Raw genomic sequence first — 14,179 nt, forward strand, 5'->3', positions numbered from 1 at the left:
GCCCTGAACGCCGGCGGCCGGGCGGTCGGCGCCACGCGGGGGCACCCGCCCGGCCTCCGGGACCGCGGGTCAGCGGTTGGTCGCGAAATCCGCCCGGCGCTTCTCGACGAAGGCGTCGACGCCCTCGCGGCCCGCAACGGTGTCGGCGGCGGCGGAGATCGACGCGGTCTCGGCGTCGAGTTGCTCGGAGAGGGTGGCCGAACCGGATCCCACCAGCAGGCGCTTGATCCCGGCGTACGCGCTGGTCGGGCCTGCCGCGAGGGTTCGGGCGACGCGCAGCGCCTCGTCCTTGACCTCGTCGTCGCCGACGAGCCGGCTCAGCACGCCGAGGCGCACGGCCTCGTCGGCGCCGAGCACCGCGTCGGTGAGCAGGATCTCGCGGGCGCGGGCCACGCCGACGATCCGCGGCAGCGTCCACGACATGCCGCCGTCCGGCGTGTAGCCGATCGACGGGTAGGCGGGCCGCAGCTTGGTCGACGGTCCGCCGATCGCGATGTCCGCCGTGCACACCAGGCTCATCCCGGCGCCCGCCGCCCAGCCCTGCACCGCTGCGACGATCGGGACCTCGGTTGCCTCGATCGCGCGCACGAAATCGTGCAGGGCGCCGGCGACGGTGCCGACGTACTCGGCGCGGTTCTCGGCACTGGCGAACGCTCGGACGTTGCCGCCCGCGCAGAAGTTGGCGCCCTCGCCGATCAGCAGGACGCTACGAGCCGCCAGGGTGCCGGCGGACAGGGCGCGCAGGGCCTTGGTGCCCTGGTCGACTCCGTCGAAGTCGAGTGAGGTGCCGTTGTCGGCGGTGGCGATAGCGATGCGGAGGACGTCGCCTTCGAGGCTGACGCGGCTGAGGCCGTCGAGTGAAGTCACCGCTGCACCATATCGGCAGCCGGGACCGCGGTCGTCGGGGCGTCTCGCACAGCGGTGAGCGTCGGGTTCGCCCGGAATACAACTGTGCCCCCGACACCGGAGGCGTCGGGGGCACAGTCGAGTGCTGGGGAAGATCAGCCGCGAACGACCTTGCCCGCCTTGAGGCAGGAGGTGCACACGTTGAGCTTCTGGCGGTGACCGGGTCCAACCTGGGCCCGGACAGTCTGAATGTTCGGGTTCCAGCGACGGTTGGTACGCCGGTGCGAGTGCGAGACCGACTTACCGAAGCCGGGTCCCTTGGCGCATACGTCGCAGACGGCAGCCATAGTCGCGAACTCCTTGATGTGGTGATGGATACTTATGGGTCGTGCGGTGGAGCGGGTGAATCTGTACTGCTGTGATGCTCGCCTGCGAACAGGGGAGACCGAAGTAACCCTTGCGAGGCAACCCTGCAAGACTAGCTGCAACGGGATCGATTGGCCAAACCGGCCCGGCCCGCGCATCGAGCCGAGTGCATCGACGTACCCGACCGCTAGTCTTGCGGGACCGAGAATACCCACACGGGCGGAGGGACAGAACAGCGGTGCTCGAGGCCCTGCAGAGCGTTGACGGAGTGGCGCTGCGCCGCTGGGCGCGGGCCTGTGTGGACGGACTCGACAGTCGCCGCGAGGAGATCAACCGGCTCAACGTCTTCCCGGTACCCGATTCCGACACCGGAACGAATCTGCTGTTCACCATGCAGGCGGCCGCCGAAGAGGGCGCGACCGCGGCCGAGGACGCGTCGGTGGGCGAGGTCGCCGCGGCGCTGGCGCGCGGGGCGGTCGCCGGTGCCCGCGGCAATTCCGGCGTCATCCTGTCCCAGGTGCTGCGTGGCATCGCCGAAGCGGTCGCCGCCGGCCCGCTGGACGCGGACAGTGTGCGCGGCGCCCTCAACGAGGCGGCGGTGCTGGCAGCGGAGGCGATCAGCATTCCGGTCGAGGGGACGATCGTCACGGTGCTGCGTCACGCCGCGGCCTCGGCCAGCGCATGCCCGCGCGGCACCGACCTCGGAGGCGTGGTGACGGTGGCGGCCGCCGCGGCCGCGGCGGCGCTCGGCAAGACCCCGTCGCAGCTGGCCGCACTCGGCAATGCGGGGGTGGTCGACGCGGGTGGCCTCGGTCTGGTGGTGATCCTCGATGCGCTGGTCGCGGTCGTCACCGGGGTCACCCCGGAGCGGTCCGATCTCACCGCCGTCGTCCCGGTGGTCGTCGAGCCCGCCGAGGTCGCGCCGTCCGCCGAGCCCGCCGTCGAGTGCGGCCAGGACGCGGTCGGGCAGGACTTCGAGGTGATGTACCTGCTCGGCAACTCCGACGACAGCCGGGTCGACGCGCTGCGCACCCGTCTCGACGACCTGGGCGACTCGGTGGTCATCGTCGGGGACGGGGCGGGTTCGTGGTCGGTACACGTGCACTGTTCCGACCCGGGTGCAGCCGTCGAGGCGGCCCTCGCCGCGGGCCTGCCCCGCCAGATCCGGATCTCGTGCTTCGCGCTCGACGCCGCCCGGGAACGCCCGCCGGTCCCTGCGAAGTCGACTTCTCGCGCCATTCTCGCGGTGGTCGCAGGGGACGGCGCGGCGGAACTGTTCGCGGCCGAGGGCGCCGCGGTACTCCGTTGCGACGAGCCCGTGACGCCCCATCAGTTGCTCGCGGCGATCCGGAACCTCGGCTACGGCGAGGTGCTGGTGCTGCCCAACGGTGCGCTGCCCGCGCAGGAACTGGTGACGGTCGGTGTCGCGGCCCGCGACGAGAACCACTCGGTGCAGCTGCTTCCCAGCTCCTCGATGGTGCAGGGCCTGGCCGCTCTGGCCGTGCACGACCCCGAACGGGTTGCCGTGGACGACGCCTTCGCGATGTCGGAGGCCGCGGCGACCACCCGTTGGGGGTCGCTGCGCGTGGCCGAGGAACGAGCGCTCACCCTGGTCGGCACCTGCGAGCGCGGTGACGGCCTCGGCCTGCTCGGCCGCGAGGTCGTGGTCATCGCTCCCGATGCCGCGGAGGCGGGCCGACGGTTGCTCGACAACGTCCTCGGGGTGGGCGGCGAACTGGTCACCCTGCTGCTCGGCGCCGGGGTTCCCGACGGTCTCGCGGACCTGCTCACCGACCACGTCGCCAAACACCACCCCGGTGTCGAGGTCCTGGTCTACCCCGGTGGACAGGACGGCGACCTCCTGCAACTCGGCGTCGAATAGGCGGACAGCACTGATGGCGACACTGACGGACCGGCTCGATCACCTGCTCGGACGCAAGACGGCCGACGCGCTGGCCGAGGCCTTCGACATCCACACCGTTCAGGACCTGCTGCGGCACTACCCGAACCGCTACGCGACCCAGGGCGCGGAGCTGGGCGAGGCGAAGCCGGAGGAGGGCTCGCACATCACCCTCGTCGCGACCGTGACCAGCGCGAAGATCATCGCGATGAAGTCGCGCTCGGGCAAATTCCTCAAAGTCGTGCTCTCCAGCGACAAGCAGGACGTCGACGCCACCTTCTTCAACCCGCAGAAGGTCGCACACGTGATCAAACCCGGCGTGCGGGCTATGTTCTCGGGCAACGTCAAGTACTTCCGGGAGCGGCTCGGGCTGACCCATCCCAGCTACCTGATCCTGCCGTCCCGCGACGGGTCCGACGCGCCCGCGGTGGTCCGCGGGGCCGGCGCGCTCGCCGACATGGCGCGTAGCAGCCAGGACTCCGGTGCGGCCGTGGACATGTCGATCTTCGACCGGGCTCTCATTCCGGTGTACCCCTCGACGCGCGAGGTGGAGAGCTGGACGCTCGCCCGCTGCGTGCGACAGGTGCTCGACCAGCTCGACGAGGTGGACGATCCACTGCCGCAGTCGGTTCGGGACGAGCAGGGCCTGATCGGGCTGGACGAGGCGCTGCGCCTGGTGCACCTGCCGGAGACGAAGGACGAGGTCTCCCGCGCTCGGGAGCGGCTCCGGTTCGACGAGGCGGCCGCACTGCAGCTGGTCCTGGCTCAGCGCAAGCACGCCGTCGAGGGCCGGACCGCGCCGCAGTGCCCGCCGCGGACGGACGGTCTGGCAGCGGAGTTCGAGAAGCAGTTGCCTTTCACCCTCACCGACGGACAGCACGCCGTGGCGGAGGAGATCTCCGCCGACCTTGCGAGGCCGCACCCGATGAACCGACTGCTCCAGGGCGAGGTCGGATCGGGCAAGACCGTCGTCGCCCTGCGCGCGATGCTCCAGGTGATCGATGGCGGGTACCAGTGCGCGCTGCTCGCGCCCACCGAGGTGCTCGCCGCCCAGCACGCCCGGTCGCTGCGGCAGATGCTCGGATCTCTCGGCACCGCAGGCGAACTCGGTGCCGACGAGCATGCGACGCGGGTCACCCTGCTGACCGGGTCGATGCCGGTCGCCGCGCGCCGGGCCGCATTCAACGAGGCGGTCACCGGGGACGCGGGCATCGTGATCGGCACCCATGCCCTGATCCAGGACGATGTCTCGTTCTTCAACCTCGGCATGGTGGTCGTCGACGAGCAGCACCGGTTCGGTGTCAAGCAGCGCGACGCGCTGCGCGGCCGAGCCCGCGAGGGGCTCAGCCCACACGTGCTGGTGATGACGGCAACACCGATCCCTCGCACCATTGCCATGACCGTGCTCGGCGATCTCGAGACCTCCACCCTGCGAGAGCTGCCGCGAGGCCGGTCCCCGATCGTGAGCAGCGTGGTGCCTGCCACGGAGAAGCCCGCGTGGGTGGACCGGGCGTGGCAACGGATCCTCGAGGAGGTCGCCGACGGGCGCCAGGCGTACGTGGTGTGCTCGCGGATCGGGGAGGGCGACGACGAGGCTCCGCCCGAGAAGCCGGAAACGAAGGAGCAGCCGACGGTCGCGGCCCTGGCGCTCTTCGACGAGCTGCGCCTCGGTGCGCTCGCGACCGTCCGCACCGGGCTGTTGCACGGCCGGCTGCCGTCCGACGAGAAGGACGCCGTGATGCGCGACTTCACGGCGGGCCGGATCGACGTGCTGGTGTGTACGACCGTGGTCGAGGTCGGCGTCGACGTGCCCAACGCGACGGTCATGGTGATCGTGGACGCGGACCGCTTCGGCGTCAGCCAGCTGCACCAGCTCCGCGGTCGCGTCGGCCGCGGCAAGCATCAGGGCCTGTGCATCCTGGTCACCGGCATGCGGCCCGGCTCGACGCCGTTCCAGCGGTTGAGCGCCGTCGCGGGCACCAACGACGGCTTCGAGCTCGCTCAACTGGACCTCGCGCAACGGCGGGAGGGCGACGTGCTCGGGTCGGCGCAGTCCGGCACCGTGACCACCCTGCGGCTGCTCTCACTGCTCGACCACGAGGACGTGATCGAGTCCGCCCGCGCGTTCGCCCAGCGGGTGGTCGCCGCCGACCCCGAACTCACCGAACATCCCGGACTCGCGTCGATGGTGACCGCCGCGCTCGACGCCGACCGGATCGAATTTCTGGAGAAGTCCTGACATGACCGACGACCTGTCCGCCTACCGGGACGAACTCGCGGCGATCGAGCGCCGCGTGGCGGGGGAGTTCTCGTTCGGGCGACTGCTTCCGGTCGCAGCTGGAGCGGTCGGACTGCTCGCCACGGGATACTTCCTTCCCCATGCCGGAGGCGCATCCGCGTTCAGCGTCCTCACCTCGCCGGCCGGCGGGAACGAGCCGGGGGCCACGGTCCCGCTGCGGATCTACCTCGTCCTCGTGGCGGTGTTCGGTGTCGGCGCCTCGGCGGTCGCGCTCTGCTCACGCCGGTGGGCGATGGCCTGGGTCGCGATGGTCGGAAACGGGATCGCGACGGTATTCGGACTACTCGCGTGCTGGTCGCAGCAGAGCCTGCCCGAACAGACCCGGCCGCCGGGTCTGGCGTCGGGTCTCCTCGTCACCTGGGCCGTGACCGCCGCGCTGGCGGTGCTGTGGGCGTCGGTGGTGTGGAGCCGCGCAAACATCATGCAGGACGCTCCGGCTGGGCCCGACGGGCTGGATCCGACCGCCGGAACGATCGCCGAAATTCACTGAAATCGCAGCTCACAGGGGGTGCCATGGTGCTGTGAGGTGGCTGCCGGTAGCGTACTGCATCGTTACAGGTGGCCGAATGTGCGGGAGATTCCCGAATGCTGGAACGCCACACCGCGATCGGCACGAACGCAGGGGTAATTTTCAGCGATGTTCTCAAAAGTCTTGGTTGCCAATCGCGGCGAAATCGCGATCCGGGCATTCCGCGCCTCCTACGAGCTGGGCGCGGGCACCGTTGCAGTCTTTCCGTACGAGGACCGCAACTCGGTTCACCGTCTGAAGGCCGACGAGAGTTACCAGATCGGCGAGCAGGGCCATCCCGTGCGCGCCTACCTCTCGATCGCCGAGATCGTGGCGGCCGCGAAGAAGGCGGGGGCGGATGCCGTCTATCCCGGCTACGGCTTCCTCTCCGAGAATCCGGACCTCGCCGCGGCGTGTGCGGCCGAGGGGATCACCTTCGTCGGTCCGTCCGCGGAGATCCTCGAGCTCACCGGCAACAAGGCGCGCGCGATCGCAGCGGCCAAGGCCGCGGGCCTGCCGGTGCTGGCGTCGTCCGAGCCCTCCGCCGACGTGGACGAGCTGCTGGCGGCGGCGGAGACGATGGAGTTCCCGATCTTCGTCAAGGCCGTCGCGGGTGGCGGCGGGCGCGGCATGCGCCGGGTGGCCGAGCGCGCCCAGTTGCGCGAGGCGATCGAGGCCGCCGCGCGCGAGGCCGAGTCCGCCTTCGGTGACGCGACCGTCTTCCTCGAGCAGGCGGTGATCGACCCGCGCCACATCGAGGTGCAGATCCTCGCCGACGGCCAGGGCAACGTCATCCACCTGTTCGAGCGGGACTGCAGCGTGCAGCGCCGGCACCAGAAGGTGATCGAGCTCGCGCCCGCTCCCAACCTGTCCGAGGAGTTGCGGGCCCGGATCTGTGCGGACGCCGTGGCGTTCGCCAAGCAGATCAACTACTCCTGCGCCGGCACGGTCGAGTTCCTGCTCGACACCCGCGGCAACCACGTCTTCATCGAGATGAACCCTCGCATCCAGGTCGAGCACACGGTCACCGAGGAGGTCACCGACGTCGACCTGGTCCAGGCGCAGCTCCGAATCGCCTCCGGTGAGTCCCTGGAAGACCTTGGCCTGAGGCAGGATTCGATCAAGCTTCGCGGGGCCGCCCTGCAGTTGCGCATCACCACCGAGGATCCGGCAAACGGCTTCCGCCCGGACACGGGACGGATCACCGCCTACCGCACCCCCGGCGGCGCGGGCGTGCGACTCGACGGCGGTGCGAACCTGGGCGCCGAGGTCGGCGCCTACTTCGACTCCATGCTGGTCAAGCTCACCTGTCGCGGCCGGGACCTGCCCGCCGCCGTGGCCCGCGCCCGCCGCGCCGTCACCGAGTTCCGCATTCGCGGTGTCGCGACGAACATCCCGTTCCTGCAGGCCGTGCTCGACGATCCGGACTTCCGCGCGGGGAAGGTGACCACCTCGTTCATCGAGGAGCGTCCGCAGCTGCTCACCTCGCGGGCCTCCGCGGACCGTGGCACCAAGATCCTCACCTACCTCGCCGACGTGACGGTGAACAAGCCGCACGGCGAGCGACCCACGACGGTCTACGCGCGGGACAAGCTGCCCAAGATCGACCTGACCACCCCGCCGCCCGCCGGGTCCAAGCAGCGTCTGGTGGAGCTGGGCCCCGAGGGCTTCGCGGCCGCGCTGCGCGCCCAGGACGCGCTCGGCGTCACCGACACCACCTTCCGCGATGCGCACCAGTCCCTGCTGGCGACGCGGGTGCGCACCGGCGGCCTGCTCGACGTCGCCGGGCACGTCGCCCGGATGACCCCCGAGCTGCTCTCCATCGAGGCCTGGGGTGGGGCGACCTACGACGTGGCGCTCCGGTTCCTGCACGAGGACCCGTGGGAGCGCCTCGCCGCGCTGCGGGCCGCGGTGCCGAACATCTGTCTGCAGATGCTGCTGCGTGGCCGCAACACCGTCGGCTACACGCCGTACCCGGAGTCGGTCACGCGTGCGTTCGTGCACGAGGCGACCGCGACCGGTGTGGACATCTTCAGGATCTTCGACGCGCTCAACAATGTCGACCAGATGCGCCCCGCGATCGACGCGGTGCGCGAGACCGGGACCGCGGTCGCCGAGGTCGCGATGAGCTACACCGGCGATCTCTCGAACCCGAACGAGAACATCTACACCCTCGACTACTACCTGAAGCTGGCCGAGCAGATCGTCGACGCGGGCGCCCACGTCCTCGCGATCAAGGACATGGCGGGACTGCTGCGGGCGCCCGCAGCGGCGACGCTGGTGACCGCGCTGCGCAAGAACTTCGACCTGCCCGTGCACGTGCACACGCACGACACCCCGGGTGGCCAGCTGGCCACCTACCTGGCCGCCTGGCACGCGGGTGCGGACGCCGTGGACGGTGCCAGCGCAGCGATGGCGGGGACCACCAGCCAGCCGTCGTTGTCGGCGATCGTCGCTGCCGCGGCGTACTCGCCGCGGGACACCGGACTGGACCTGCAGGCCGTGTGCGACCTCGAGCCGTACTGGGAGGCGTTGCGAAAGGTGTACGCGCCGTTCGAGTCCGGGCTGCCCGCCCCGACCGGCCGGGTCTACACCCACGAGATTCCCGGCGGCCAGCTGTCCAACCTGCGCCAGCAGGCGATCGCGCTCGGCCTCGGCGACCAGTTCGAGGAGGTCGAGGCGAAGTACGCGGCCGCCGACCGGATGCTCGGACGCCTGGTCAAGGTCACGCCGTCCTCGAAGGTGGTCGGCGACCTGGCGCTGCATCTGGTCGGTGCCGGCGTCTCCACCGACGAGTTCGCCGCGGACCCCTCCCGGTTCGACCTCCCCGAATCCGTGATCGGATTCCTGCGCGGCGAACTCGGTACCCCGCCCGGCGGGTGGCCCGAGCCCTTCCGGAGCAAGGCGCTGGAAGGTCGTGGCGAGGCGAAGCCCGAGGTGACCCTGACCCCCGCCGACGAGGCCGGTCTCGCCGGTGGCTCGAAGGAGCGGCAGGGCACCCTCAACCGACTGCTGTTCCCGGGTCCGACAAAGGAATTCCTCGAGCATCGCGAGACGTACGGCGACACCTCGAGGCTGTCGGCCAACCAGTTCTTCTACGGTCTGCGTCGCGGCGAGGAGCATCGTGTCGAGCTCGCGCCCGGCGTGGAGCTGCTGATCGGGCTCGAGGCGATCTCGGAGGCGGACGAGCGCGGCATGCGCACCGTGATGTGCATCCTGAACGGCCAGCTGCGGCCGGTGTCGGTGCGGGACCGCTCGATCTCGAGCGAGGTCCCCGTCGCGGAGAAGGCGGACCGAGGCAACCCGGGTCACGTGCCGGCCCCGTTCGCCGGTGTCGTGACGCTGGTCGTGGCGGAAGGCCAGAAGGTGAGCGCAGGCGACACGATCGCGACGATCGAGGCGATGAAGATGGAGGCCGCGATCACCGCGAGCCGTGGCGGCATCGTCACCCGCCTGGCGATCGCGCCGGTCCAGCAGGTCGAGGGTGGTGACCTGCTGGCGGTGATCTCCGTCGTCGCGGCCGAGGAGGACGGCCCGCAGTGACCCGGATCGTTGCCGGCGCCGCGGGTGGGCGCCGGCTCCGGGTGCCCACCGCGGGCACCCGGCCCACCTCCGAGCGTGTGAGGGAGGCGTTGTTCAGTGCGCTGGACGCACGCGTCGAGCTTGACGGTGCGGCCGTGCTCGATCTCTATGCGGGATCGGGAGCCCTTGGGCTGGAGGCGCTTTCGCGCGGAGCCGAGCACGTCGTGCTGGTCGAGTCGAACGCGAAGGCGGCGGCGGTGGTGCGCGAGAACGTCGCCGCGGTCGGGCTGGCGGGTGCGGTTGTCCGGACCGCGCCCGTGGCCGCGGTCGTGGCCGGTGCGCCCGACCGCGAGTACGACATCGTCTTCCTCGACCCGCCGTACGCGCTGGGGGAGGACGAGCTCGGTTCGGTGCTCGCGGCCATCGCGGCGGGCGGCTGGATCGGGGAGGGCTCGATGGTGGTGGTCGAGCGGGCCACGCGGTCCGCGGACACCGTGTGGCCCGCCGGACTCGAGGTCGAGCGGGTCCGCAAGTACGGCGACACTCGCGTCGAGATCGCCTGTTACGGTCTGCAGTCATGAGCAGTGCGGTCTGCCCCGGGTCCTTCGATCCCGTCACCAACGGTCATCTCGACGTGATCGGCCGTGTCGCGGCGCAATTCGACGAGGTCATCGTCACGGTGATGATCAACAAGAGCAAGCAGGGCATGTTCACCATCGACGAGCGCATCGCGATGATGCGTGAGGCCACCGCCGACCTGTCGAACGTGCGTGTCGATTCCTGGCACGGTCTGCTGGTCGACTACGCGAAGGCCAACGGCGCCACCGCGATCGTCAAGGGTCTGCGCGGCGCCAACGACTTCGACTACGAGCTGCAGATGGCGCAGATGAACCACAAGCTGACCGGCGTCGACACGCTGTTCGTCGCGACCAACCCGCGGTACAGCTACCTGTCGAGTTCGTTGGTCAAGGAGGTCGCGACCTTCGGGGGAGACGTCGCCGACATGCTGCCCGCGAAGGTGCACGCGCAGTTGCTCGCCCGCATCGAAGAACGCCGCGCGCAGTAGATCCTCGACACACCGGGCGTGGCGAGGCGTCCACGGGTCGGTCGGCAGGCAGACTGGTGAGGTAAGCCGTCGACGACGAATGGGGTGTGGCGTGTACCGGGTATTCGAGGCGCTCGACGAGCTCGTCGCGATCGTGGAAGAAGCTCGCGGTGTGCCGATGACCGCCGGCTGCGTGGTGCCACGCGGCGACGTGCTCGAGCTGCTCGACGACGTCCGCGACGCGATCCCGGGCGAACTCGACGACGCGCAGGACGTGCTCGACCATCGCGACAAGCTCGTCGGCGACGCCCGCGCTCAGGCCGACCAGACGGTCTCGAGCGCCAATGCCGAGGCGGACGAGACGCTCTCCGGATCGCGCGCGGACGCGGACCGCATCCTCGCCGACGCGAAGGACAAGGCCGATCGAATGGTCGCGGAGGCCCAGGCGCACGCGGAGCAACTCGTCGCCGACGCGCAGGACGAGGCGGATCGCACCGTGACGGACGCGCGCAACCAGTACGACGACGTCACCGCCCGGGCCGCGGCCGAGGCCGATCGCATGATCGAGTCGGGCCGCGCATCGCACGAGCGGTCTGTCGCCGAGGGGCAGGCGGAGCAGGATCGCCTGGTATCGCAGACGGAGGTCGTGCAGGCCGCGCATGCGGAGTCCTCGCGCGTCATCGACGCCGCGCACGCGGAGTCGGATCGGCTGCGCGGCGAGTGCGACCTCTACGTCGACAACAAGCTGGCGGAGTTCGAGGAGTTCCTCACCGGAACCATCCGGTCGGTGGGCCGTGGGCGTCAGCAGTTGCGGACCGGTTCGGGCGTGCCGACCTACGACGAACCGGAGGATCGACGCTCCGAGCGGCGTCGGTGACGGGCGTCACGAACGGCGTCAGAGCACTCGCGCGCGACGGGGCGTCACGACATCCAGCGTGGCCATCGCAGCGGGCAGGTGCGCCCGACGTCGACGGCGCACGGCCTTCTCCGCCTCGACGACGACCGGGACGATCAGCGACCACCCCAGGCAGGCGAGCCACTGGCGGCCGGTCAGCGAGGTCGTCATCAGCAGGTCCTGGAGGAAGCCGAGTTCCACCGCGAACACGGTGACGACGACGGGTACGGACAGGATCTTCAGTGCCCCGAGCACCGGTGCCGTCAGGCCCGACTCCGGATCGCGGCGCATGACGAGTCCGGCCAGGATCGACCCGAGCGAGAGCACCACGAATGCCATCGTCATCGGAACGTTCGCCTCGGTCGTGCTCATCTCGCCGGGGGCCAGCAGCATCGCCGCGAGCGTGACGGCGAACTGCAGGATTCCGTAGGCCAGCCATTGCACGAACGCCGGGCGGTTGGCGATGGGCAGTCCCGGGTCACGGGGCGGCTTGTTCATGAGGTTCGGCGGGGCCGGGTCGACCATGATGACCGCGACCGGGAACAGCGTGATGAAGAAGTGCTGGAACAACACCATCAGCGGGGTCAGCGCGACCCCCTCGTTGATGTTGAAGATGCTCGCGACGAGGAACAGTAGAACCAGCGAGAACAGTTTGGCCATCTGGTATCGGATGTACGACACGATCTTCTCGTAGATGCTGCGGCCCAACCGGATCGCGGTGATCAGCGTCCCGAAGTTGTCGTCGGTGAGCACCATCTTGCCCGCCTGCTTGGTGACCTCGCTGCCCGAGCCCATCGCCACGCCGATGTCGGCCTTCTTCAGCGCGGCGGCGTCGTTGACGGCGTCGCCGGTCATCGCCACCACCGCGCCGCTGCGCTGCATGATGTCGGCCAGACGCAGCTTGTCCTGTGGCGTGACGCGGCCGAACACGTGCAGATTCGGCAGCGCCGCCGCCAGCTCGTCGTCGGTCATGGCCTGCAGTTCGGCACCCCCGATCGCGCCCGGGCCGAGCCCCAGTTCGGCGCCGATCGCCGAGGCGGTGATCGCGTGGTCGCCGGTGATCATGCGGACGTCGATGCCGGCCGCGTGGGCGGTGCGCACCGAGTCGACGGCCTCCGGCCGGAGCGGGTCGATGATGCCGACCATCCCGATGAACGTCAGGTCCTCGACGAACGCCATGGGGTCTGCCCGGACGCCGTCCTCCTGCCCGGCGACGTCGCGGGCCGCGAATGCGAGGACGCGAAGGCCCTTTTCGGACATGGCCCGGTTCGCCGCCGTCAACTCGTCGCGGACCTCGTCCAGCGGCACCGCGACCCGGCCCGGCCGGAACGCGTGGGTGCACCGGTCTAGGACGACGTCCGGACCGCCCTTGACCACCTCCAGGAATCGGGTGGCGCCGTCGAGCTCGAGGTGGTGGAAGGTTGCCATGAACTTGTACGCGGAGTCGAACGGCACCTCGGCGACCCGTGGATACTTCTGCCTGGTGAGCGGGGCATCGACGCCGATCTTCGCCGCCAGCACCACCAGTGCGGCCTCCGTCGGATCGCCGACCACCTCGCCGGTGTCCGACACGGTGGCGTCGCTGTCCAGGCACAGCCCGTAGGCGAGGATCGTGAAGTCGGGAACCTGCTCGCCGGCGGCCTGGCTGATCTTCCCCGATTTGCTGTAGCCCTCGCCGTCGACGGTGTACCAGCGGGTGTGGAAGTACAGCGACCGCACCGTCATCTGGTTCATGGTGAGGGTGCCGGTCTTGTCGGAGTTGATCGCGCTGGTCGCCCCGAGCGTCTCGACGTCGGTGAGGTTCTTCACGACCGCCTTCGCCTCGGCCAGCTGGCGCGCCCCGTAAGCGAGCATCGCCTGCACGAAGGTGGGCAGGCCGGTCGGGATCGCCGAGACGCCCATCGAGATGCCCAGCAGCAGGAGGGTCGTGACGTCCTGTCCGCGGATCGCACCGATGACCACGATGATCGCCACCGCGGCCCAGGCGATGATGCCGAGCACCTTGGTCAGCGAGTCCAGTTCGCGCTGCAACGGTGACTTGCTCGGCGCGACCGCCGAGAGCATCGACGCGATCAGCCCCATCTCGGTGTGCATGCCGGTCTCGGTGACGACCATGGTGGCGGTGCCGCGGGTGACCGAGGTGTTCTGGAAGACCATGTTGCTGCGGTCGCCGAGGGGCACGTCGGTGTCGGGCAGCGGCGCGGGATCCTTCCCGATCGGGGCGCTCTCGCCGGTCAGCGCCGCCTCCTGGGTTTCGAGGGTCGCCGACCTGAGCAGCCGCCCGTCCGCGGGGACGATGTCGCCGGCCTCGAGTTCGACGATGTCGCCGGGCACGAGCGCGGTCGCGTCCAGTTCGATCAGTGTCCCGTCGCGGATCACCCGTGCCTGCGGTGTCTGCATCCGCGCCAACGCGTCCACGCTGGCGCGTGCCTTCAGTTCCTGCTGGGCGCCGAGGACCACGTTGAGGAGCACCAGTGCGGCGACGACGATCGCCGTCGGAATCTCGGCGATGACAAGACTGACGACGGCCACCGCCACCAGCATCAGGTTCATCGGGTCCCGGAGCTGCCGCAATGCGGTGGACAGGATCGAGGGCGAGGGTTCGGCGGCGATCTCGTTCACGCCGTAGCGGCGGGTGCGTGCCTCCGCTTCCGCGCTTGTCAGGCCCGCCCGTGGGTTGGACGTGAGCGTCGCGACGACCGCCGCGGCGTCCTGTGTGTGCCACGACGCCGCCGGCGGAGTGTCGACGGCGGCCGGGTCTGCGGAAGGGTTCTCAGTGGCGGGCATGGCCGGGACTC

10 protein-coding genes are annotated in these 14,179 nt (G+C 70.2%); 7 read left to right on the plus strand and 3 right to left on the minus strand.

Features of this window, described 5'->3' with window-relative positions:
- Window positions 1-69 precede the first annotated feature (69 nt).
- Both ACFXGJ_RS10135 and rpmB read right to left on the minus strand, forming a co-directional pair.
- The gene (locus tag ACFXGJ_RS10135; protein ID WP_378618451.1) at window positions 70-867 is read right to left on the minus strand and encodes an enoyl-CoA hydratase/isomerase family protein; all 798 of its coding nucleotides are present in this window, start codon (window positions 865-867) and stop codon (window positions 70-72) included.
- 134 nt (window positions 868-1,001) lie between these two features.
- A complete protein-coding gene (gene rpmB, locus ACFXGJ_RS10140) occupies window positions 1,002-1,193 on the minus strand; it encodes a 50S ribosomal protein L28 (RefSeq protein ID WP_378618454.1) in 192 nt (63 codons plus the stop codon).
- Window positions 1,194-1,450: 257 nt separating this feature from the next.
- Here rpmB and ACFXGJ_RS10145 point away from each other — a divergent pair, with 257 nt between their 5' ends.
- The 7 genes from ACFXGJ_RS10145 (at window position 1,451) to ACFXGJ_RS10175 (ending at window position 11,363) form a co-directional block, all read left to right on the plus strand.
- The gene (locus ACFXGJ_RS10145; RefSeq protein WP_378618456.1) at window positions 1,451-3,094 is read left to right on the plus strand and encodes a DAK2 domain-containing protein; all 1,644 of its coding nucleotides are present in this window, start codon (window positions 1,451-1,453) and stop codon (window positions 3,092-3,094) included.
- A gap of 13 nt (window positions 3,095-3,107) precedes the next feature.
- On the plus strand, window positions 3,108-5,351 hold the full coding sequence (gene recG / locus ACFXGJ_RS10150) for an ATP-dependent DNA helicase RecG (RefSeq protein ID WP_378618459.1): 2,244 nt from the start codon (window positions 3,108-3,110) through the stop codon (window positions 5,349-5,351).
- Window position 5,352: 1 nt separating this feature from the next.
- A complete protein-coding gene (locus ACFXGJ_RS10155) occupies window positions 5,353-5,901 on the plus strand; it encodes a hypothetical protein (protein WP_378618461.1) in 549 nt (182 codons plus the stop codon).
- Between the two features lie 147 nt (window positions 5,902-6,048).
- Window positions 6,049-9,462 carry a pyruvate carboxylase gene (locus ACFXGJ_RS10160; RefSeq protein WP_378618464.1) on the plus strand — a complete coding sequence of 1,138 codons (3,414 nt, stop codon included), beginning with the start codon at window positions 6,049-6,051 and terminating at the stop codon, window positions 9,460-9,462.
- A complete protein-coding gene (gene rsmD, locus ACFXGJ_RS10165) occupies window positions 9,459-10,022 on the plus strand; it encodes a 16S rRNA (guanine(966)-N(2))-methyltransferase RsmD (protein ID WP_378618467.1) in 564 nt (187 codons plus the stop codon). Before ACFXGJ_RS10160 ends, rsmD begins: the two co-directional genes overlap by 4 nt.
- On the plus strand, window positions 10,019-10,507 hold the full coding sequence (gene coaD, locus ACFXGJ_RS10170) for a pantetheine-phosphate adenylyltransferase (RefSeq protein ID WP_378422992.1): 489 nt from the start codon (window positions 10,019-10,021) through the stop codon (window positions 10,505-10,507). Before rsmD ends, coaD begins: the two co-directional genes overlap by 4 nt.
- A 91-nt stretch (window positions 10,508-10,598) precedes the next feature.
- A complete protein-coding gene (locus ACFXGJ_RS10175; RefSeq protein WP_378618470.1) occupies window positions 10,599-11,363 on the plus strand; it encodes a DivIVA domain-containing protein in 765 nt (254 codons plus the stop codon).
- 18 nt (window positions 11,364-11,381) lie between these two features.
- On the opposite strand, the gene ACFXGJ_RS10180 is transcribed toward ACFXGJ_RS10175, so the two are convergent.
- Complete coding sequence (locus ACFXGJ_RS10180) at window positions 11,382-14,168, minus strand: cation-translocating P-type ATPase (RefSeq protein WP_378618473.1); 2,787 nt, start codon at window positions 14,166-14,168, stop codon at window positions 11,382-11,384.
- Window positions 14,169-14,179: the final 11 nt, after the last annotated feature.

The sequence above is a fragment of the Rhodococcus sp. NPDC059234 genome, assembly GCF_042754225.1.
In the GTDB taxonomy this organism is placed as follows: domain Bacteria; phylum Actinomycetota; class Actinomycetes; order Mycobacteriales; family Mycobacteriaceae; genus Rhodococcus_G.